16 protein-coding genes and 3 rRNA genes are annotated in these 21,753 nt (G+C 68.4%); 2 read left to right on the forward strand and 17 right to left on the reverse strand.

Going from position 1 to position 21,753, the window contains the following annotated elements:
* Window positions 1–83: 83 nt before the first annotated feature.
* The 13 genes from HEK131_RS28670 to HEK131_RS28730 form a co-directional block, all read right to left on the reverse strand.
* A complete protein-coding gene (locus HEK131_RS28670) occupies window positions 84–1,256 on the reverse strand; it encodes an acetoin utilization protein AcuC (protein WP_217462893.1) in 1,173 nt (390 codons plus the stop codon).
* On the reverse strand, window positions 1,207–2,412 hold the full coding sequence (locus tag HEK131_RS28675) for an MFS transporter (RefSeq protein ID WP_244337711.1): 1,206 nt from the start codon (window positions 2,410–2,412) through the stop codon (window positions 1,207–1,209). The genes HEK131_RS28670 and HEK131_RS28675 overlap by 50 nt, the downstream gene beginning before the upstream one ends.
* A gap of 82 nt (window positions 2,413–2,494) precedes the next feature.
* Window positions 2,495–3,235 (reverse strand): VC0807 family protein, encoded by a 741-nt coding sequence (locus HEK131_RS28680; RefSeq protein WP_244337713.1) that lies wholly within the window; start codon window positions 3,233–3,235, stop codon window positions 2,495–2,497.
* A gap of 92 nt (window positions 3,236–3,327) precedes the next feature.
* On the reverse strand, window positions 3,328–3,972 hold the full coding sequence (locus HEK131_RS28685) for an HAD family hydrolase (protein ID WP_217462890.1): 645 nt from the start codon (window positions 3,970–3,972) through the stop codon (window positions 3,328–3,330).
* Between the two features lie 73 nt (window positions 3,973–4,045).
* Window positions 4,046–4,162 (reverse strand): 5S ribosomal RNA (rrf, locus tag HEK131_RS28690).
* Between the two features lie 89 nt (window positions 4,163–4,251).
* Window positions 4,252–7,373: ribosomal RNA gene (locus HEK131_RS28695) — 23S ribosomal RNA — on the reverse strand.
* Between the two features lie 293 nt (window positions 7,374–7,666).
* Window positions 7,667–9,192: ribosomal RNA gene (locus tag HEK131_RS28700) — 16S ribosomal RNA — on the reverse strand.
* The 16S, 23S and 5S rRNA genes sit together here, the layout of an rRNA operon.
* Window positions 9,193–9,836: 644 nt before the next feature.
* On the reverse strand, window positions 9,837–10,649 hold the full coding sequence (gene proC, locus HEK131_RS28705) for a pyrroline-5-carboxylate reductase (protein ID WP_217465168.1): 813 nt from the start codon (window positions 10,647–10,649) through the stop codon (window positions 9,837–9,839).
* A 63-nt stretch (window positions 10,650–10,712) separates the two neighbouring features.
* Complete coding sequence (locus HEK131_RS28710; protein WP_244337715.1) at window positions 10,713–11,474, reverse strand: ABC transporter permease; 762 nt, start codon at window positions 11,472–11,474, stop codon at window positions 10,713–10,715.
* Complete coding sequence (locus HEK131_RS28715; RefSeq protein WP_217465166.1) at window positions 11,471–12,259, reverse strand: ABC transporter ATP-binding protein; 789 nt, start codon at window positions 12,257–12,259, stop codon at window positions 11,471–11,473. The genes HEK131_RS28710 and HEK131_RS28715 overlap by 4 nt, the downstream gene beginning before the upstream one ends.
* 91 nt (window positions 12,260–12,350) lie before the next feature.
* On the reverse strand, window positions 12,351–13,157 hold the full coding sequence (locus HEK131_RS28720; protein WP_244337717.1) for a class I SAM-dependent methyltransferase: 807 nt from the start codon (window positions 13,155–13,157) through the stop codon (window positions 12,351–12,353).
* 72 nt (window positions 13,158–13,229) lie between these two features.
* Window positions 13,230–13,739, reverse strand: a complete 510-nt coding sequence (locus tag HEK131_RS28725) for an EamA/RhaT family transporter (protein WP_244337719.1) — start codon at window positions 13,737–13,739, stop codon at window positions 13,230–13,232.
* A 45-nt stretch (window positions 13,740–13,784) separates the two neighbouring features.
* The gene (locus HEK131_RS28730; RefSeq protein ID WP_217465163.1) at window positions 13,785–14,087 is read right to left on the reverse strand and encodes an SH3 domain-containing protein; all 303 of its coding nucleotides are present in this window, start codon (window positions 14,085–14,087) and stop codon (window positions 13,785–13,787) included.
* Window positions 14,088–14,291: 204 nt separating this feature from the next.
* On the opposite strand from HEK131_RS28730, the gene HEK131_RS28735 reads away from it, so the two are divergent.
* Window positions 14,292–16,406: a serine/threonine-protein kinase gene (locus HEK131_RS28735; RefSeq protein ID WP_244337721.1), complete on the forward strand. Its 2,115-nt coding sequence runs from the start codon at window positions 14,292–14,294 to the stop codon at window positions 16,404–16,406.
* 49 nt (window positions 16,407–16,455) lie between these two features.
* Here HEK131_RS28735 and ilvD read toward each other — a convergent pair whose 3' ends face one another.
* From ilvD to HEK131_RS28755, 4 genes are all read right to left on the reverse strand, one after another.
* Complete coding sequence (ilvD, locus tag HEK131_RS28740) at window positions 16,456–18,309, reverse strand: dihydroxy-acid dehydratase (protein ID WP_217465161.1); 1,854 nt, start codon at window positions 18,307–18,309, stop codon at window positions 16,456–16,458.
* A gap of 127 nt (window positions 18,310–18,436) precedes the next feature.
* Window positions 18,437–19,042 (reverse strand): TetR/AcrR family transcriptional regulator, encoded by a 606-nt coding sequence (locus tag HEK131_RS28745; protein ID WP_161150265.1) that lies wholly within the window; start codon window positions 19,040–19,042, stop codon window positions 18,437–18,439.
* Window positions 19,039–19,851: a sugar phosphate isomerase/epimerase family protein gene (locus HEK131_RS28750; protein WP_217465160.1), complete on the reverse strand. Its 813-nt coding sequence runs from the start codon at window positions 19,849–19,851 to the stop codon at window positions 19,039–19,041. Before HEK131_RS28750 ends, HEK131_RS28745 begins: the two co-directional genes overlap by 4 nt.
* Window positions 19,852–19,927: 76 nt before the next feature.
* Entirely contained in the window at window positions 19,928–20,860 is a 933-nt protein-coding gene (locus HEK131_RS28755; RefSeq protein WP_217465159.1) for a Ppx/GppA phosphatase family protein, read from the reverse strand.
* A 71-nt stretch (window positions 20,861–20,931) separates the two neighbouring features.
* Here HEK131_RS28755 and HEK131_RS28760 point away from each other — a divergent pair, with 71 nt between their 5' ends.
* On the forward strand, window positions 20,932–21,750 hold the full coding sequence (locus HEK131_RS28760; protein ID WP_244337723.1) for a hypothetical protein: 819 nt from the start codon (window positions 20,932–20,934) through the stop codon (window positions 21,748–21,750).
* The last annotated feature ends 3 nt before the right edge of the window (window positions 21,751–21,753 follow it).

Genomic DNA, 21,753 nt, shown 5'->3' on the forward strand with positions numbered 1-21,753 from the left:
GCGATCGTGGCCCATCCCTCGCCCGCCCGGAAGCGGAACGGGCAAAGACCGCACGGTTGGCGTAGCGCTTACCGGCCGCCCGCTCAGGCCAGCAGGCCCCGCAGCGGGAACGCCGAGCGCCGGGTGGCCAGCACCGCCTGGTCCAGCCGGTCGGCCGGGTCGTACCCCGACTCCCAGGCCGCGTACCCCACCGGCCACCGCCCGTCCGTCATCCGCTGCGGCCCCAACTGCCTGGTCCGCGCGTACACTTCCTGCCGCCAGCCCTCGGGGATCACCGTCTCCGGCGCGATCTCCCGCCCGGCCGCGATCCCCACCAGATGCGTCCACGACCTCGGCACCACGTCCACCACCGCGTACCCGCCGCCGCCCAGCGCCAGCCACTTGCCGTCCGCGTAGGCGTGCGCGAACTCGTGGCAGGCCACCTGCACCGCCCGCTGCGCGTCCAGCGAGACCGCGAGATGCGCCAGCGGGTCCTCGAAGTGCGTGTCGGCACCGTGCTGCGACACCAGCACCTGCGGCCGGAACTCCGCCAGCAGCTCCGGCACCACCGCGTGGAACGCCCGCAGCCACCCCGCGTCCCCGGTACCGGCCGGCAGCGCCACGTTCACCGCCGCGCCCTCGCCCGCACCGGCGCCCGTCTCCTGCGGCCACCCGGTCGCCGGGAACAGCGTCCGGGGATGCTCGTGCAACGAGATCGTCAGCACCCGCGGGTCCTCCCAGAACGCCGCCTGCACCCCGTCCCCGTGATGCACGTCCACGTCCACGTAGGCGACCCGCTCCACGCCCAGCTCCAGCAGCCGCGCGATCGCCAGCGCGGCGTCGTTGTACACACAGAACCCGGCCGCCCCGCCCGGCATCGCGTGATGCAGGCCGCCCGCGAAGTTCACCGCGTGGTCGGCGTCCCCCCGCCACACCGCCTCGGCCGCCGCCACCGACTGCCCCGCGATCAGCGCCGACACCTCGTGCATCCCGGCGAACGCCGGATCATCGACCGTACCCAGCCCGTACGAGCCGTCCGCCGCGCGCGGATCGGCCGACGCGGCCCGCACCGCGTCGATGTAGTCCTCCCGGTGCACCAGCCGCAGCGTCGACTCCCCCGCCGCCTTGGCCGCGACGATCTCCAGCTCACGGTCGAGACCGAAAGCCGCCACCAGCTTCCGGGTCAGCTCCAGCCGCACCGGAGCCATCGGATGGTCCGGGCCGAAGTCATAGCCCGTTACTGCCTCGTCCCACATCAACTGTGCGCGGCCGCTCATGCCCGCCACCGTATCGGTCGGCCCCGGACGCGAACGACCGGGCGTACACCGTCGTCACCAGCACGAGTGCCATCGGCACGAGCATCGCGCCCCGATAGCTCCAGGCGTCCCCGAGCGCCCCCACGAGCGGCGAACCGACCAGGAAACCCACGTAGTTGAAGATGTTGAGCCGCGCCACGGCCGCATCGGAAGCCCCCGGGAACAACCGCCCCGCCGCCGCGAACGTCTGCGGCACCAGCACGCACAGCCCGATCCCCAGCAGCGTGAACCCGAGCATCCCCACCCAGGCCCCCGGCGCCACCGCCACCACCGCGAACCCGCAGGCCGCCACCAGCGCCCCCAGCCGCACCACCGCCACGGCCCCGAACCGCCGCACCCCGACGTCCCCCACGGCCCGGCCCACCAGCGTGGTCACCATGTACACGTTGTAGGGAACAGTCGCCAGTTGCTCCGACCCGCCCAGCACGTCCTTCACGTACTTCGCGCTCCAGTTGGAGACCGTCGAATCCCCGATGTACGCGAACGTCATCACCAGACACAGCGGCAACAGCAGCCGGAACGCGACCCCCTGGGCCTCGCCCGCCTCCTCCGGCTCACCTTCCCCGTCCACGTACCAGCGGCTCGCCACCAGCACGACCGGCAACAGCACGACCACGACCGGGAGATACGACACCCACAGCGCCAACTCCCCGTGCGCGCCCACCCAGGCGAGCGAGGCACCGAGGATTCCGCCGAGGCTGTAGGCCGCGTGGAAGCTGAGCATGATGCTGCGCCCGTACGCCCGCTGGAGGCTCACCCCGAGCATGTTCATCGAGGCGTCCAGCATCCCCACGGACAGCCCGAAGATCCCCAACGCCAGAGCCAACCCGGCCACTTGATCCCCGGCGCCGACTCCGAGCAGCGCCAGCAGCACCACGGGCTGGGACCAGCGCAGCAGCCGGCTGGGCCGTACCCGCCGCACCAGCCGCTCGGTGGCCACGCTCCCGACCCCGGCCAGGACCGGCACCGCGGCCAGGAAGACGGGTAGCAACGCGTCGGACACCCCGTACCGCTCCTGCACGGCCGGGATGCGCGTCACCAGCAGGGCGAAGGCGACACCCTGCGTGAAGAAACCGAACGCCAACGAGGCCCTGCCGCGCCGCAGCACTTCAGTCATGGCGGCGAGCGTAGGGCCCCGGCGGTGCGCTGAACAGATCCGGCCAAAGATGAGTTGGGCTCATCTTCGGCCGGGGGACGGGTCAGGCGGCGGCCGCGAGTTCCCGGCAACCGGCCCCGGTCCGCCCGCAGTCCTCGGCCGCGACCTCGGCGCTCAGCAGCCGTCCCATCGGCCCGGCCCCGAAGGCACCGCTCACGACGAAGGTCACCACCATCACCACGGCCATCAGCACCCCGCCCAGCCACACCATGGTGTCGACGGGAACGGTGTACGCCCCCACCACCCGAGCCACGCACTCGACGAGCAGCGCCACACCCCACACCAGGGAGAACACCCGCTCCCTGCCACGGAAGTCGGCCGACCCGGCCGCGGTCCCGTCGGACAGCCGCCGCCAGGCGGCCTCCTTGGCAGCGTCCCCCTTCACCAGGAAGGGCTTCATCCCCTCGGTCATCATCGGGCGCCCGAGCGCCACGGAGACCAGGATGCCGATGGCGACCGTGCTGCTGACCGCCCCGTCCTTGGCGAGCATCAGCCGCGGGTCCCCGGAGACGAAACTGAGCCCCAGCCCGGCCACGTTCACCGTCAGGATGAGCAGCGCGAGCCCGCCTGCCGACCGCTGCCGCACCAGACTCCACACGGTCCGCAGGGCGGGCGCGACGCTGCTCCAGGCGAGCGCCGCGAAGGTGCTCATCCCGAAGGCTTCCTTGAAGACGTAGTACGAGCCGAGCGGCAGCGCCACATCGATGAGCAGCGGCTTGAAGTTGTCCAGCGCGCCCGGCCGGCGCCGCTGGTCCTGGCCCTGGTTCCCCGTGTTCTTCGTCATGCCCTCAGCTTCGCGCTCGAGGGGGTCCCACCGACAGAAACGATCGTCCGGAGCTCGGCATGACATCCGTCAGGTCCGCCCGGTGGCGGCGGTCACACCAGCAGGTCAGCCAACTCGCCCATGGTGGAGAAGAGTTGCGTGGCACCGGCGAGCTTCTCCGGCGGGGTCATCGCGGTGAAGCCGTACACGTCCATCCCGGCCGCCACGGCCGCCCGCACGCCCAGCGGGGAGTCCTCCACGACGAGGCACCGCTCGGGGGCGACGCCCATCCGCTCGGCGGCGTACAGGAAGAGGTCGGGGTCGGGCTTGCCCCGGCCGACGTCCTGCGAGCTGAAGATGCGGTCGTCCCCGAACCACCGGTCGAGCCCGGTCGCCCGGTGTCCGACGCGAATCCGCTCATGACTCCCGGAGGAGGCCACGCAGTACGGCACCCCGTCGGCGGCCAGCTTCTCCAGCACCCCTTCGACGCCGGCCACGGGCCGCAGCTCCCGCTCGAAGGCCGCGAACACCCGCGCGTGGAAGACGTCGTCGAAGTCCGCGGGCAACCGCTCCCCCGTCCGCTCCAGCACCAGGTCGTGCACCCGGTGCATGGCGGCACCCATGTAGTCCCGGATGGAGTCGTCGTACGTCGTCGGGTGCCCCAGCTCGGTCAGATAGGCGGCGAGATGCCGATTGGAGATCGGCTCGCTGTCGACCAGGACGCCGTCGTTGTCGAAGAGGATGAGGTCATAGCGCATATCCCCGACCCTAAATGACCCTGAACGCAGAAAACCCCCGCACCAAATGGTGCGGGGGTTTCCCATAAAATTTGTTCGGCGGCGTCCTACTCTCCCACAGGGTCCCCCCTGCAGTACCATCGGCGCTGTGAGGCTTAGCTTCCGGGTTCGGAATGTAACCGGGCGTTTCCCTCACGCTATGACCACCGAAACACTATGAAACTGTTTCAGCCAAAACCCATGTGTGGCACATGGATGCTGTTCGTGGTTTCAGAACCAACACAGTGGACGCGAGCAACTGAGGACAAGCCCTCGGCCTATTAGTACCAGTCAACTTCACCCGTTACCAGGCTTCCATATCTGGCCTATCAACCCAGTCGTCTACTGGGAGCCTTACCCTCTCAAGGAGGTGGGAATACTCATCTCGAAGCAGGCTTCCCGCTTAGATGCTTTCAGCGGTTATCCCTCCCGAACGTAGCCAACCAGCCATGCCCTTGGCAGGACAACTGGCACACCAGAGGTTCGTCCGTCCCGGTCCTCTCGTACTAGGGACAGCCCTTCTCAATATTCCTACGCGCACAGCGGATAGGGACCGAACTGTCTCACGACGTTCTAAACCCAGCTCGCGTACCGCTTTAATGGGCGAACAGCCCAACCCTTGGGACCGACTCCAGCCCCAGGATGCGACGAGCCGACATCGAGGTGCCAAACCATCCCGTCGATATGGACTCTTGGGGAAGATCAGCCTGTTATCCCCGGGGTACCTTTTATCCGTTGAGCGACGGCGCTTCCACAAGCCACCGCCGGATCACTAGTCCCGACTTTCGTCCCTGCTCGACCCGTCGGTCTCACAGTCAAGCTCCCTTGTGCACTTACACTCAACACCTGATTGCCAACCAGGCTGAGGGAACCTTTGGGCGCCTCCGTTACTCTTTAGGAGGCAACCGCCCCAGTTAAACTACCCATCAGACACTGTCCCTGATCCGGATCACGGACCCAGGTTAGACATCCAGCACGACCAGACTGGTATTTCAACGACGACTCCCCCTGAACTGGCGTCCAGAGTTCACAGTCTCCCAGCTATCCTACACAAGCCGAACCGAACACCAATATCAAACTGTAGTAAAGGTCCCGGGGTCTTTCCGTCCTGCTGCGCGAAACGAGCATCTTTACTCGTAGTGCAATTTCACCGGGCCTATGGTTGAGACAGTCGAGAAGTCGTTACGCCATTCGTGCAGGTCGGAACTTACCCGACAAGGAATTTCGCTACCTTAGGATGGTTATAGTTACCACCGCCGTTTACTGGCGCTTAAGTTCTCAGCTTCGCCCTGTCGAAACAGAGCTAACCGGTCCCCTTAACGTTCCAGCACCGGGCAGGCGTCAGTCCGTATACATCGCCTTACGGCTTCGCACGGACCTGTGTTTTTAGTAAACAGTCGCTTCTCGCTGGTCTCTGCGGCCACCCCCAGCTCACCGAGTAAATCGGATCACCAGTGATGGCCCCCCTTCTCCCGAAGTTACGGGGGCATTTTGCCGAGTTCCTTAACCATAGTTCACCCGAACGCCTCGGTATTCTCTACCTGACCACCTGAGTCGGTTTAGGGTACGGGCCGCCATGAAACTCGCTAGAGGCTTTTCTCGACAGCATAGGATCATCCACTTCACCACAATCGGCTCGGCATCAGGTCTCACCCTTAATGAGTGGCGGATTTGCCTACCACTCGGGCTACACCCTTACCCCAGGACTACCATCGCCTGGGCTGGACTACCTTCCTGCGTCACCCCATCACTCACCTACTAACCGCTTGGGCCGGCGGCTCCACCACTTTCCTTTCCCCGAAGGGTCCGGAACGGCTTCACGGCCTTAGCATCACGATGCTCGATGTTTGACGCTTCACAGCGGGTACCGGAATATCAACCGGTTATCCATCGACTACGCCTGTCGGCCTCGCCTTAGGTCCCGACTTACCCTGGGCAGATCAGCTTGACCCAGGAACCCTTAGTCAATCGGCGCACACGTTTCTCACGTGTGTATCGCTACTCATGCCTGCATTCTCACTCGTGAACCGTCCACAACTCGCTTCCGCGGCTGCTTCACCCGGCACACGACGCTCCCCTACCCATCACAGCACCCGTTGGGGCTTATTGCTGCAATGACACGACTTCGGCGGTACGCTTGAGCCCCGCTACATTGTCGGCGCGGAATCACTAGACCAGTGAGCTATTACGCACTCTTTCAAGGGTGGCTGCTTCTAAGCCAACCTCCTGGTTGTCTCTGCGACTCCACATCCTTTCCCACTTAGCGTACGCTTAGGGGCCTTAGTCGATGCTCTGGGCTGTTTCCCTCTCGACCATGGAGCTTATCCCCCACAGTCTCACTGCCGTGCTCTCACTTACCGGCATTCGGAGTTTGGCTAAGGTCAGTAACCCGGTAGGGCCCATCGCCTATCCAGTGCTCTACCTCCGGCAAGAAACACACGACGCTGCACCTAAATGCATTTCGGGGAGAACCAGCTATCACGGAGTTTGATTGGCCTTTCACCCCTAACCACAGGTCATCCCCCAGGTTTTCAACCCTGGTGGGTTCGGTCCTCCACGAAGTCTTACCTCCGCTTCAACCTGCCCATGGCTAGATCACTCCGCTTCGGGTCTTGAGCGTGCTACTGAATCGCCCTATTCGGACTCGCTTTCGCTACGGCTTCCCCACACGGGTTAACCTCGCAACACACCGCAAACTCGCAGGCTCATTCTTCAAAAGGCACGCAGTCACGAGATATGTGCAAGCACATATCCGACGCTCCCACGGCTTGTAGGCACACGGTTTCAGGTACTATTTCACTCCGCTCCCGCGGTACTTTTCACCATTCCCTCACGGTACTATCCGCTATCGGTCACCAGGGAATATTTAGGCTTAGCGGGTGGTCCCGCCAGATTCACACGGGATTTCTCGGGCCCCGTGCTACTTGGGTGTCTCTCAAACGAGCCGCTGATGTTTCGACTACGGGGGTCTTACCCTCTACGCCGGACCTTTCGCATGTCCTTCGCCTACATCAACGGTTTCTGACTCGTCCTGTCGCCGGCAGACGACAGAAGAGAGATCCCACAACCCCGTACACGCAACCCCTGCCGGGTCTCACACGTATACGGTTTGGCCTCATCCGGTTTCGCTCGCCACTACTCCCGGAATCACGGTTGTTTTCTCTTCCTGAGGGTACTGAGATGTTTCACTTCCCCTCGTTCCCTCCACACTGCCTATGTGTTCAGCAGTGGGTGACAGCCCATGACGACTGCCGGGTTTCCCCATTCGGAAACCCCCGGATCAAAGCCTGGTTGACGGCTCCCCGGGGACTATCGTGGCCTCCCACGTCCTTCATCGGTTCCTGGTGCCAAGGCATCCACCGTGCGCCCTTAAAAACTTGGCCACAGATGCTCGCGTCCACTGTGCAGTTCTCAAACAACGACCAGCCACCCATCACCCCGAACCCTTACGGTTCGAGTGCACTGGGGCCGGCGACTGAGGAAATCCATTCCCTCAGACACCCAACAGCGTGCCCGGCACTCCCCCTGCCCTTTCCGTTCCACGCCGAAGCAGTACTAGGAGAAAGTCAGTGAAGTGTGCCGAATAATCAACGTTCCACCCATGAGCAACCAGCATCGAACATTCGCCGATGTACTGGCCTCTGACCAACCGTGGCTGGTAAGAAGTGCTCCTTAGAAAGGAGGTGATCCAGCCGCACCTTCCGGTACGGCTACCTTGTTACGACTTCGTCCCAATCGCCAGTCCCACCTTCGACAGCTCCCTCCCACAAGGGGTTGGGCCACCGGCTTCGGGTGTTACCGACTTTCGTGACGTGACGGGCGGTGTGTACAAGGCCCGGGAACGTATTCACCGCAGCAATGCTGATCTGCGATTACTAGCAACTCCGACTTCATGGGGTCGAGTTGCAGACCCCAATCCGAACTGAGACAGGCTTTTTGAGATTCGCTCTACCTCACGGTTTCGCAGCTCATTGTACCTGCCATTGTAGCACGTGTGCAGCCCAAGACATAAGGGGCATGATGACTTGACGTCGTCCCCACCTTCCTCCGAGTTGACCCCGGCAGTCTCCTGTGAGTCCCCATCACCCCGAAGGGCATGCTGGCAACACAGAACAAGGGTTGCGCTCGTTGCGGGACTTAACCCAACATCTCACGACACGAGCTGACGACAGCCATGCACCACCTGTACACCGACCACAAGGGGGGCACCATCTCTGATGCTTTCCGGTGTATGTCAAGCCTTGGTAAGGTTCTTCGCGTTGCGTCGAATTAAGCCACATGCTCCGCTGCTTGTGCGGGCCCCCGTCAATTCCTTTGAGTTTTAGCCTTGCGGCCGTACTCCCCAGGCGGGGAACTTAATGCGTTAGCTGCGGCACCGACGACGTGGAATGTCGCCAACACCTAGTTCCCACCGTTTACGGCGTGGACTACCAGGGTATCTAATCCTGTTCGCTCCCCACGCTTTCGCTCCTCAGCGTCAGTAATGGCCCAGAGATCCGCCTTCGCCACCGGTGTTCCTCCTGATATCTGCGCATTTCACCGCTACACCAGGAATTCCGATCTCCCCTACCACACTCTAGCTAGCCCGTATCGACTGCAGACCCGAGGTTAAGCCTCGGGCTTTCACAATCGACGTGACAAGCCGCCTACGAGCTCTTTACGCCCAATAATTCCGGACAACGCTTGCGCCCTACGTATTACCGCGGCTGCTGGCACGTAGTTAGCCGGCGCTTCTTCTGCAGGTACCGTCACTTTCGCTTCTTCCCTGCTGAAAGAGGTTTACAACCCGAAGGCCGTCATCCCTCACGCGGCGTCGCTGCATCAGGCTTTCGCCCATTGTGCAATATTCCCCACTGCTGCCTCCCGTAGGAGTCTGGGCCGTGTCTCAGTCCCAGTGTGGCCGGTCGCCCTCTCAGGCCGGCTACCCGTCGTCGCCTTGGTGAGCCATTACCTCACCAACAAGCTGATAGGCCGCGGGCTCATCCTTCACCGCCGGAGCTTTTAACCGCAGACCATGCGATCCGCAGTGTTATCCGGTATTAGACCCCGTTTCCAGGGCTTGTCCCAGAGTGAAGGGCAGATTGCCCACGTGTTACTCACCCGTTCGCCACTAATCCCCACCGAAGTGGTTCATCGTTCGACTTGCATGTGTTAAGCACGCCGCCAGCGTTCGTCCTGAGCCAGGATCAAACTCTCCGTGAATGTTTACCGGTAATCCGGTGCACACACACGAGAGCGGAACCATCGGAGGAATAGTCCGATGGTTCACAGCGTCCTCGCTGTGTTTATTTCAAAGGAACCTCGTCCCGGTCGTGATGACCGGAGACGGGGTATCAACATATCTGGCGTTGATTTTTGGCACGCTGTTGAGTTCTCAAGGAACGGTCGCTTCCTTTGTACTCACCCTCTCGGGCTTTCCTCCGGGCTTCCCTTCGGTGTTTCCGACTCTATCAGATCGTTTTCCGATCCGATTTCCTCGGTGCTTTCCAGGTTCTCGCTTTCGCGTTTCCCTTTCCGGCGGTTCCGACTCTATCAGATCCTTTCGGCGTCTGATTCCCAGTCAGAGGGGGGTTGTCTTCCCGGCCCGCTGGGCCGTTCCGACGAGTGAGACTTTAGCGGATTCCCGGCTCCCGAGCTAATCGGGGGCCGCGTCCTTTCGAACACGGATTCCTCATTTCGCAAATGCACACCAGAGCACGCGACAGCTAAGTGTCGATGAGTGGTTGGCCTTGCGAGATGGCTGTCCGGGGACCGACCGGAGTCGGCACTCACGTCGGACAGCTCGGAGTACATTACGCATCCGGGGAGGGGGTGTCAACCCCCCTCCGCACAGATCTTGGGCGAGGTCAGTCCTTCTTGCCGGAGGCCAACTCACGGCTGCGGTCGCGGGCCGCTTCCAGGGCCGCGATGAGGGCGGCCCGCACCCCGTGGTTCTCCAGCTCGCGGATGGCGTTGATGGTCGTACCGGCCGGCGACGTGACGTTCTCGCGGAGCTTGACCGGGTGCTCGCCGCTGTCGCGGAGCATGGTGGCCGCGCCGATCGCGGACTGGACGATCAGCTCGTGGGCCTTGTCGCGGGGCAGGCCGAGCAGGATGCCGGCGTCCGTCATGGCCTCGACCAGATAGAAGAAGTACGCCGGACCCGAACCCGAGAGCGCCGTGCACGCGTCCTGCTGACCCTCGGGGACACGGAGGGTCTGGCCGACGGCGCCGAAGATCTCCTCGGCGATGGCCAGGTGCTCCTCGGTGGCGTGGCTGCCCGGCGAGATGACGGACATCGCCTCGTCGACCAGGGCCGGGGTGTTCGTCATGACGCGGACGACCGGGGTCCCCTCGGCGAGGCGCTCCTCGAAGAAGGAGGTGGGGATGCCCGCGGCGCCGCTGATGATCAGACGGTCGGCGGGGACGTGCGGGGCGAGCTCGTCCAGGAGGGCGCCCATGTCCTGCGGCTTGACCGTGAGGATCAGGGTGTCGGCGGTCTTGGCGGCCTCGGTGTTGGTGACCGGGGTGACTCCGTGCCGGGCTCGGAGCTCCTCGGCGCGTTCCGGGCGGCGGGCGGTGACCAGGAGGTCGGCGGGCGCCCAGCCGCCCCGGATCATCCCGCTGAGCAGGGCTTCGCCGATCTTGCCGGTGCCGAGGACTGCGACTTTCTGGCTCATGCGCTTCATCCTCGCACCGGGGATACGGCGTGTGGGGTGAATGTCCGCTGGGCGGACGCGGCCTCAGTCGGTCCGGCGGCGCAGGGTGGCCGCGCCGAGGGCCAGGACCAGCAGCGCGCATCCGGCGACGATCACGACGTCCCGTACGAAGGCCGAGGTCAGGTCGGTGTGGTGGAGGACCTCGTTCATGCCGTCGACGGCGTAGGACATGGGCAGTACGTCCGAGACGGCCTCCAGGACGGGGTGCATGTCCGCGCGGGGCGTGAACAGGCCGCACAGGAGGAGCTGCGGGAAGATCACCGCCGGCATGAACTGGACCGCCTGGAACTCCGAGGCGGCGAAGGCGGAGACGAAGAGGCCGAGGGCCGTGCCGAGCAGGGCGTCCAGGAGGGCGACCAGCAGGAGCAGCCAGGGCGATCCGGTGACGTCCAGGCCGAGTGCCCATACGGCGAGTCCGGTGGCGAGCGCGGACTGGACGACGGCCACGGTGCCGAAGGCGAGCGCGTATCCGGCGATGAGGTCGGCCTTGCCCAGGGGCATGGCGAGAAGGCGCTCGAGGGTGCCCGAGGTGCGTTCGCGCAGGGTGGCGATGGAGGTCACCAGGAACATCGTGATCAGCGGGAAGATGCCGAGCAGTGAGGCGCCGATGCTGTCGAAGGTGCGCGGGCTGGCGTCGAAGACGTAGCGCAGCAGGACCAGCATCAGGCAGGGGACGAGGAGCATCAGGGCGATGGTCCTCGGGTCGTGGCGGAGCTGGCGCAGTACGCGGGCCGCGGTGGCGTTGGTGCGGGCGGGGCTGAAAGCGGCCGGGGTCGTGGTGCTCATCGGGTCGGCTCCTTGGTGCGGTCGGCGGCCTCGTCCACGAGCCGCAGGAAGGCGGCCTCCACGGTGTCGGTGGCGGTACGGGTGCGCAGGTTCTCAGGGGTGTCGTCGGCGAGGACGCGTCCCTCGCGCATGAGGAGGAGGCGGTGGCAGCGCTCGGCCTCGTCCATGACATGGGAGGAGACGAGGAGGGTGGTGCCGCGTCCGGCGAGCTCGTGGAAGAGGTTCCACAGGTCGCGGCGGAGCACGGGGTCGAGGCCGACGGTCGGTTCGTCGAGGACGAGCAGGTCGGGGGTGCCGAGGAGGGCGACGGCGAGGGAGACACGGCTGCGCTGGCCGCCGGAGAGGTTGCCGGCGAGGGCGTCCGCGTGGCTGGTGAGGTCGACGTCGGCGATGGCGCGGGCGACGTGCTCGCGGCGGCGGTCGGCCGCCGCCCGGCCCGGGTCGAGGATCGCGGCGAAGTAGTCGAGGTTCTGCTCGACGGTGAGGTCGTCGTAGACCGAGGGGGCCTGGGTGACGTAGCCGATGCGGCTGCGCAGGGTGGGGTGGCCGGCGGGGCTGCCGAGGACTTCGAGGGTGCCGGTGACCTTGGCCTGGGTGCCGGTGATGGAGCGGATCAGGGTGGACTTGCCGCAGCCGGAGGGGCCGAGCAGTCCGGTGATCCGGCCACGGGGGACGGTGAAGCCGAGGTCGTGGAGGACGGTGCGGGTACCGCGTACGACGGTGAGGCCGGCGGCGCGGACGGCGTCGGGTGCCGTCGGCTGGGGTGACTCGGGCACATTATTCATCACGTGATGAATAATGTGCCCGAGGCGGGGTGCCGTCAAGGGGCCGTGTCAGGGTCAGGGTGTTTCGTCCCAGGGGTTGATCAGGGTCGCCTCAGGGACTGGTCAGGGGTTCGGGGGTGGTGGCGACGAGCAGAACCACCTCGTACGTCTCCTCGACCAGGCCGTCGGGGAAGACCTTGATCAGGTGGGCGCGCTCGGCGTCGAAGAAGGCGGTGCGGGCGGCCTCGGGGGCGAGGAGGAAAGCGGAATGACTGCCGATGTTGGCCAGATGCGTTTCGAGCGGCACGCGGCGGCTCCAGCGGACCGAGCGGCGGGTGAAGCGGAGACGGCCGCTGGGATCGGCGGCGGTGACACGGTCGGCCGCCTTGCGCTGCTCGGTGTGCTCGGGCAGACCGAGGAAGCGGGCGGCGCGCGCGGCGGCCGCGGCGATCCACTCGACGTCCGTGGCCTCGGTGTTCCACCACAGGGCGAGCGCGCCGCCCGGCCGCAGCACGCGCAGCGCCTCCGGCACCGAGCGGGCCGGGTCGGTCCAGTGCCACGCCTGTGCGTAGGTGAGGAGGTCGGCGTGGGCGCCGGCCACGGGAAGGGCGTCGCCGCTGCCCCGGACCAGCGGGAGACGCGGGTGCCTGCGGCGGAACTCGGCGGCCATGCCCGCGCCCGGCTCGACGGCGAGCACCTCGGCGCCCCGCTCGTGCAGCAGCGCGGTGGCGATGCCGGTGCCTGCGCCCACGTCCACGGCCCGGGCCCCGGCGAGGGGGCGGCCGGTGAGTTCCTCGACGGTGTCGAGGAGGGCGGGCGGATAGGAAGGGCGGTTATCGGCGTACTGGGCGGCGGCCGCGTTGAAGGAGTGGGCGCGGGCTGTCGCGGTGGGGGCCTCGGGTGCGGTCATGCCGACCATGGTGCTCGGCCCGCGGCGCGTGGGCGCGGTGGTTCCGCACCGGCTCCCCGGGCATTTCCGCCGCGGTCGGTCTCAGCGCTTCTTGCGGGCCTTCGCCGGGTTGCCCGTGCGGCGGGAGTGGGTGCGTTCGTACTCCGCGCGTGCGGTGTCGTACTCGGTGCGGTGCAGTTTCTCGCCGGGTGCCTCCGTGAAGGAGCGGGCGGACCAGGCGAGGAGGGTGCCGACGAAGCCGATGGCGAGCAGGCCGCGCAGGCGGGCCTGGCGCTCGGGGTCCGGGCGGCGGCCGAAGTTGTCCCAGGTGTTGCGGAAGGCGACCGCGCTGCACACCGCGAACATGACGATGACCAGGACGGTCACGAAGGAGCCGGTGCCGGAGATCTGGAGGCCCTGATAGGCGAGGCGCAGGATCAGGCAGGAGACGGCGGCCGCGACGAGGGCGCCCGCGGCGACGCCCACGCGGCGGGCCGCGTAGCCGTCGGTGTGGTCCACCCAGGACGTGCCGAAGAAGCGGAGGGGTTCGGGGCGGGGTCCGCCGCCCGTGGAGCCCGCCGGGGTGGCCTTGGTGCCGGTCTCGTCGCTCACGCGTCGATTATGGCGCCGTCGGCCGGCGGGCTCCGGGGCGGGGCGTCAGCCGCAGCGGCCGGTCACGTAGCCGTCGCTGCCGGTGTGCACATAGGCGTCGGCCACGTACTCGCCGGTGCCGATGTTGTCCCAGATCTTCGAGGTGCCGTACGGGCCGGTCACGGTGGTGCCGGGCGTCTGGCAGTAGATGGTGACGCTGGACCCCGCGGGCAGCACACGGACGATGCCGTAGCCGGTGCCGGGGCCGCTGCGGACGTTCAGGGAGACGCCCGGCGCGGTCGGGAAGCGGAGCGCGGCGGCGGTGGCCACCGGCTCGGCCAGGGTCGTGAGCGCGTGGTCGTCGGACATGAGATACCTCCCCCGTGACACCCCGTGGCCGCCACGGGGTGGTGACACCGCTCGCCGGGCATCGCGTACGGGTGCCGGACGGGCGGGCGGGTCACGGCTGTGCGCGACTCGCAGGCGGAGGTTAGCAAGCCGCCTCTGTCTCGCACGGGCAATCGAATAGGCTCCCTGCGTCGCGCGCGCGGCCTAAGAGCACGGGGGTGGTCCATGGCGCCACGGCACAGCACCGGAGCCGGCGCGGAAGCGGAACTTCCGGAGTACGCCGGGCACTACCGGCTGGAGTCGAGGCTCGGTTCCGGCGGGATGGGTGTGGTGCATCTGGCCCGCGGCGCCTCCGGGATGCGGGTGGCGGTGAAGGTGGTGCACGCCGAGTTCGCGCGGGATCCCGAGTTCAGGGGGAGGTTCCGGCAGGAGGTGGCGGCCGCGCGGCGGGTGAGCGGTGCGTTCACGGCTCCGGTGGTCGACGCGGACCCGGAGGCGGATCGGCCGTGGATGGCGACGCTGTTCATTCCCGGTCCGACGTTGTCGCAGCAGGTGAAGCGGAACGGGCCGATGGAGCCCGCGCAGGTGCGGCGGCTGATGGCGGGGCTCGCCGAGGCGCTCAGGGACATCCACAGGGTCGGTGTGGTGCACCGGGATCTCAAGCCGGGGAACGTGCTGCTGGCCGAGGACGGCCCGAAGGTGATCGACTTCGGGATCTCCCGGCCGAAGGACAGCGAACTGCGCACGGAGACGGGCAAGTTGATCGGCACTCCGCCGTTCATGGCGCCGGAGCAGTTCCGGCGGCCTCGGGAGGTGGGACCGGCGGCGGACGTGTTCGCGCTCGGTTCGGTGATCGTCCACGCGGCGACCGGGCGGGGGCCGTTCGACTCGGACAGCCCGTATGTCGTGGCGTACCAGGTGGTGCACGACGAGCCCGAGCTGACCGGGGTGCCGGAGAGTCTGGCGCCGCTGGTGCGGCGGTGTCTGGCCAAGGAGCCGGAGGACCGGCCGACGCCGGACGAGTTGATGCTGGCGCTGCGTTCGGTCGCGGCCTCGTACGACACCCAGGCGTTCATACCGGCGCAGCGGGACGGGGCCGGGGCGGACGGGGACGGGTCCGCCGTACCGGAGGAGCAGGCGGAGCCGGTCGCGGCGAAACCGCTTCGGTGGCGTGGGCGGCGGGCGGTGCTGGCGGCGACGGCGTCGGTGCTGGCCGTGGGCGGGGTGGTGGCCTCGGTGCAGTGGGCCGGGTCCGGTCACGGCCCGGGGACGCGGCCGCAGGCGGCTCCGGCGGTGTCGGCGGCCGGGTTCGACGGGTGGCGGTCCGAGCAGGTGGCCGGGGTGCCCGGTGCGCCTCGGTGCGTGCTGGGCGCGGGCAGGCTGCTGTGCACCGCGAGCGGGGCGGTCTTCGCGCTGGACCCCGTGGAGGGTTCTGTGGTGTGGCGGCGGTCGTTCGCGGGGGCACTATGGAGCGATCCGCCCGTGCTGGCGGGCGGGTTGCTGCGGCTGCGGGATCAGAACGCTCACCTGCTGGCCCTCGATCCGGGCACGGGGCGTACCCGCGGGGAGCGAAAGCTGTCCGGGGACACCGGGACGCGGTACGTGGGGAACACGCTGCTGACGACCCGTGCGGACGGGGTGGTCATGGGTGCGGACAGCGGGTCGGGAAAGGAGAGATGGCGGCTGCCGCTGCCGGACGGGACCCGGCCGCGTATCGACGCCTTCGGCTCCGCGTCCGTCGCGTACGCGACGGTGACCTCGGCGGACAGGCGGAGTACGCGGGTCACGGCGTTCGATCCCGGCTCGGGTGCCGTCCGGTGGAGCGAGCGGATGTCCGGGATGCTCGAACCGGTGGGCGCCGAGGGCGGGTTCGTGTACTTCCTCGACGGGGATCCGGTGTACGGGGACACCAGGGCCGTGGTCCGGTACGCGGTGGAGTCCGGCGTGACGCGCCGGGTCCCGCTGCTGGGTCCGCGTGCGGATGCCCAGGCCACCGTGCGGGACGGCGTGGTCTACCTGCTCGCGGACGGCGGCGGCATGGACGCGGTGGATCCGGGCGCGGGCAAGCCGCTGTGGCATCTGGAGACGACCGTGACCCGGGGTTCGGCCCCGGTGGCGGACGGGCGGCGGGTGTACTTCTCGGCCGCCGACGGACGGCTGCTCGCGGTGGACGCCCGCCGGGGCACCCTCGCGGGCCAGACCCGCCCCCGGCTCGGCGCGCGGGCGGACCGGGTGACCGCGGGTCTGCCCGCGCCGGTGCCGGCGCCGGGCCATGTGTACGCGGGAGCGCCGGACGGTTCGGTGTTCGCGGTGGACACGGGTGATCCGGCGGCCTGGTGAGCGGTCAGCACACCGGCCGCCGGAAGCCCCGGCGGCAGAGCCGGCGGCGTCAGCCCAGGAGGGTCACGTCACGGACGGCGCCCTTGTCGGCGCTGGTGGCCATGGCCGCGTAGGCGCGCAGGGCGGTGGAGACCTTGCGGGTGCGGTCGGCGGGGGCGTAGACGCCGTTCAGCTCGCTGTCGCGGCGGGCGAGTTCGGCCTCGTCCACCAGGAGTTCGATGGTGCGGCCCGGGATGTCGATGCGGATGCGGTCGCCGTCCTCGACCAGGGCGATCGTGCCGCCGGAGGCCGCTTCCGGGGAGGCGTGGCCGATGGAGAGGCCGGAGGTGCCGCCGGAGAAGCGGCCGTCGGTGATCAGGGCGCAGGTCTTACCGAGGCCGCGGCCCTTGAGGTAGGAGGTCGGGTAGAGCATCTCCTGCATGCCGGGGCCGCCCTTGGGGCCCTCGTAGCGGATGACGACCACGTCGCCGTCCTTCACCTCCTGGGTCAGGATGCGCTGGACGGCCTCCTCCTGGGACTCGCAGACCACGGCCGGGCCCTCGAAGGTCCACACCGACTCGTCGACGCCCGCGGTCTTGACCACGCAGCCGTCGACGGCGAGGTTGCCCCTGAGGACGGCGAGGCCGCCGTCCTTGGAGTAGGCGTGCTCGGCGGAGCGGATGCAGCCGCCCTCGGCGTCGTCGTCCAGGGAGTCCCAGCGCTCGGACTGGGAGAAGGCCTCGGCGGAGCGGACGCAGCCGGGGGCCGCGTGCCACAGCTCGACCGCCTCGGCGGACGGGGAGCCGCCGCGCACGTCCCAGGTCTTGAGCCAGTCGGCCAGCGACGGGCTGTGGACGGAGTGCACCTCCTCGTTGAGGAGACCGGCGCGGTGCAGCTCGCCGAGGAGGGCGGGGATGCCGCCGGCGCGGTGCACGTCCTCCATGTAGTACGTGCGGTTCTTCGCCACGTTGGGCGCGACCTTGGCCAGGCAGGGGACGCGGCGGGAGACGGCGTCGATCTCCTCCAGGCCGAAGGGGACGCCCGCCTCCTGGGCGGCGGCCAGCAGGTGCAGGATCGTGTTGGTGGAGCCGCCCATGGCGATGTCCAGCGCCATCGCGTTCTCGAAGGCCGCGAAGGAGGCGATGGAGCGGGGCAGGACGGTGTCGTCGTCCTGCTCGTAGTAGCGGCGGGTGATGTCCATGACCGTGCGGGCCGCGTTCTCGTACAGGGCGCGGCGGGCGGTGTGGGTGGCGAGGACCGAGCCGTTGCCGGGCAGCGAGAGGCCGATGGCCTCGGTGAGGCAGTTCATCGAGTTGGCGGTGAACATGCCGGAACAGCTACCGCAGGTCGGGCAGGCGTTCTCCTCGATGCGGAGGATGTCCTCGTCGGAGATCTTGTCGTTCACCGCGTCGGAGATCGCGTCGACCAGGTCGAGGGTGCGCACGGTGCCGTCGACCAGGGTGGCGCGGCCGGACTCCATGGGCCCGCCGGAGACGAACACGGTCGGGATGTCCAGGCGCAGCGCGGCCATCAGCATGCCCGGCGTGATCTTGTCGCAGTTGGAGATGCAGACCAGGGCGTCGGCGCAGTGCGCCTCGACCATGTACTCCACCGAGTCAGCGATCAGGTCGCGGGAAGGCAGGGAGTAGAGCATGCCGCCGTGGCCCATGGCGATGCCGTCGTCCACGGCGATGGTGTTGAACTCGCGCGGGATGCCGCCCGCTTCCCGGATCGCCTCGCTGACGATGCGGCCCACCGGCTGCAGGTGGGTGTGGCCGGGGACGAACTCGGTGAAGGAGTTGGCGACCGCGATGACGGGCTTGCGGCCGATGTCCGCACCGGGTACACCCGAGGCACGCATAAGGGCGCGGGCGCCCGCCATGTTGCGTCCGTGGGTGACTGTGCGGGACCTCAGCTCGGGCATCGTCGCTCGCTCCTTCTGAGAAGACGGGTCAGACAGGGTTCTGACTGTTGCGAGCGTACGCCGGTCATCCACGGGGCGGGACGAAGTGTCCGGAATGCGGGACGGACGTCTTGCGGACGGGCCCGTCTCACTCTCCCGTGAGATGCCCCTGCACCACCGGTGCCAGCCTGGCCACGATCCGCTCCAGGTCGGCCGAGGCCAGCGGTTCCACCTTGATCACGTACCGCAGCATGGCCGTGCCGACCAGTTGCGCGGCGGCCAGTTCGGCGCGCAGCTCGGCGTCGGGCAGGTCCAGCCGCCCGGCGATGCGGCGCAGGAGCTGGGCGGCGACCAGGCGGCGGAAGACGGCGGCGGCGGTGTCGTTGTTGACGGCGGAGCGGACGATGGCCAGCAGCGGGGTGCGGGTGGCGGGGTTCTCCCAGACGCCGAGCACGAAGCGGGTCAGCCGCTCCCCCACGGTGTCCAGCGGGCCCTCGGCGATGGCGTCCGGCGCTGCGAGGGCGGGCGCGAAGGCGACCGAGACGGCGGCCTCGAAGACCTGTTCCTTGGTGCCGAAGTAGTGGTGGACGAGCGCGGAGTCGACGCCGGCGGCCTTGGCGATGCCGCGTACGGAGGTCTTCTCGTAGCCGCGTTCGGAGAACTCCTCACGGGCCGCGGTGAGGATGCGGTCGCGGGTGTCGCCGGACTCGGTGCGCGGGGGCCGTCCGCGGCGCCGGGCGGTGGGCTCGGTCACGGCCGGGGCACCCGCGCGCCCGCGGCGAGGTGGTGGCGGGTGAAGGCGAGGGCCTCGGCGAGGTCGGCCTCGCGTTCGGCGCTGGACATGGCCCGCCGGGTGTTGACCTCGATGACGACATGGCCGTCGAAACCGGTGCGGGTGAGGCGGTCCAGCAGTTCGGCGCAGGGCTGGGTGCCGCGGCCGGGCACCAGGTGCTCGTCCTTGGCGGAGCCGCGGCCGTCGGCGAGGTGGACGTGGCCGAGCCGGTCGCCCATGCGGTCGATCATGCCGAGGGCGTCGGTGCGGGCGGTCGCGGTGTGGCTGAGGTCGATCGTGAAGTGCCGGTAGTCGTCCTTGGTGACGTCCCACTCGGGGGCGTAGGCGAGCAGTTCGCGGTCGCGGTAGCGCCAGGGGTACATGTTCTCCACGGCGAACCGCACGTCGGTCTCGTCGGCCATGCGCCAGATGCCGTCGACGAACTCGCGGGCGTACTGCCGCTGCCAGCGGAAGGGCGGATGGACGACCACGGTGGAGGCGCCCAGCTTCTCGGCGGCCGCCCGGGCGCGGCGCAGCTTGGTCCAGGGGTCGGTGGACCAGACCCGCTGGGTGATCAGCAGGCAGGGCGCGTGCACGGCGAGGATCGGCACGCCGTGCTGGTCGGAGAGGCGGCGCAGGGCCTCGATGTCCTGGCTGACGGGGTCGGTCCACACCATGACCTCGACGCCGTCGTAGCCGAGGCGCGCGGCGATCTCGAAGGCCGTCGCCGTCGACTCCGGGTAGACCGAGGCCGTCGACAGGGCGACCTTTACGTCCCTTGGTTCAGCCACGCGGACACCTTACGGGTTCGGGTACGGGGGAAGAGGGGTGGCCCCGGGTGGTGTGAGCTTCGCCATCGACGGCACCTCACACCGGTCCCATGTGGTCCAGGCGCCGCAGGATGACGCCCTCGCGCAGCGCCCACGGGCAGATCTCCAGGCTCTCCACGCCGAACAGGTCCATCGCGCCCTCGGCCACCAGGGCCCCGGCGAGGATCTGTCCGGCCCGGCCCTCGGAGACGCCGGGGAGCTCGGCGCGCTGCTGGGCGGACATCGCGGCGAGCCGGGGCACCCAGGCTTCCAGCGATTCGCGTTTGAGCTCGCGCTGCACGTAAAGGCCGTCGGCGTCCCGCGCGGCGCCCGCGATCCGGGCGAGCTGCTTGAAGGTCTTGGAGGTGGCGACGACATGGTCGGGGGCGCCGAAACGGCTGAACTCCCCGACGGTACGGGCGATCTCCGCGCGTGCGTGGCGGCGCAGCGCGCGCACCTCCTCGGCGTCCGGCGGGTCCTCGCGCAGCCATCCGGCGGTGAGGCGGCCCGCGCCGAGCGGCAGGGAGGCGGCCGCGTCCGGCTCCTCGTCGATGCCGTAGGCGATCTCCAGCGAGCCGCCGCCGATGTCCAGGACGAGCAGCTTCCCGGCGGACCAGCCGAACCAGCGGCGCACGGCGAGGAAGGTGAGCCGGGCCTCCTCGGCGCCGCTGAGCACCTGGAGGCGGACACCGGTCTCGTCGGCGACGCGCGCGAGGACGTCGTCGGCGTTGCGGGCATCGCGCACGGCGGAGGTGGCGAACGGCAGCAGGTCCTCGACGCCCTTGTCCTCGGCGGCCTGGAGCGCGTCCCGTACGACGGCGACGAGGCTCTCGATGCCCTCCTCGCCGATCGCGCCGCTGTCGTCGAGGAGTTGGGCGAGCCGCAGGTCGGCCTTGTGGGAGTGGGCGGGCAGCGGGCGGGCGCCGGGGTGGGCGTCCACCACCAGCAGATGCACCGTGTTCGAGCCCACGTCCAGGACACCGAGTCTCATGGACGAAACGCTACTGCCAGAACCCCCGTCCGCGGTGCCCGTACGGGGGTCGGGCGACTTACCCTGGACGGGTGCCAAAGACGAAAAAGGCGAAGGTCAACAAGCCGGGCAAAGCCGACAAGGCTGCCAAGAACGCCGCCGACAACGACGAGAAGGGGCTCGATTTCGCGCGGGCGTGGGTGGAATTCCCCGACCCCGCCGACGACGAGCAGATCTTCCGCTGCGACCTGACCTGGCTGACCTCACGCTGGACCTGCATCTTCGGCCAGGGCTGCCAGGGCATCCAGGCGGGCCGCGCGGCCGACGGCTGCTGCACGCTGGGCGCGCACTTCTCCGACGAGGACGACGAGAAGCGGGTCGCCGAGCACGTGGCCCGGCTCACCCCGGACATCTGGCAGCACCACGGCGAGGGCCTGCGCGACGGCTGGGTGGCGGAGGACGAGGAGGGCTCGCGGCAGACGCGCCCCTTCGAGGGCTCCTGCATCTTCCAGAACCGGCCCGGTTTCGCGGGCGGCGCGGGCTGCTCGCTGCACATCCTGGCGCTCAAGGAGGGCCGGGAGCCGCTGGAGACCAAGCCGGACGTGTGCTGGCAGCTCCCGATCCGGCGCACCTACGACTGGATCGACCGCCCCGACGACACGCGCGTCCTGCAGGTGTCCATCGGGGAGTACGACCGCCGCGGCTGGGGTCCCGGCGGGCACGACCTGCACTGGTGGTGCACCTCGGCGACCTCGGCGCACGGCGCGGGCGACCCGGTGTACGTCTCCTACCGGGCGGAGCTGACCGAGCTGATGGGCAAGGCGGGCTACGACCGCCTGGTCGAGCTGTGCGAGCAGCGGCTGGCGTCCCAGTTGCCGCTGGTGGCCCCGCACCCGGCGGACCCGAGCTGACCG

Origin of the sequence: Streptomyces seoulensis, from assembly GCF_022846655.1 — a bacterium.
Lineage (GTDB): Bacteria > Actinomycetota > Actinomycetes > Streptomycetales > Streptomycetaceae > Streptomyces.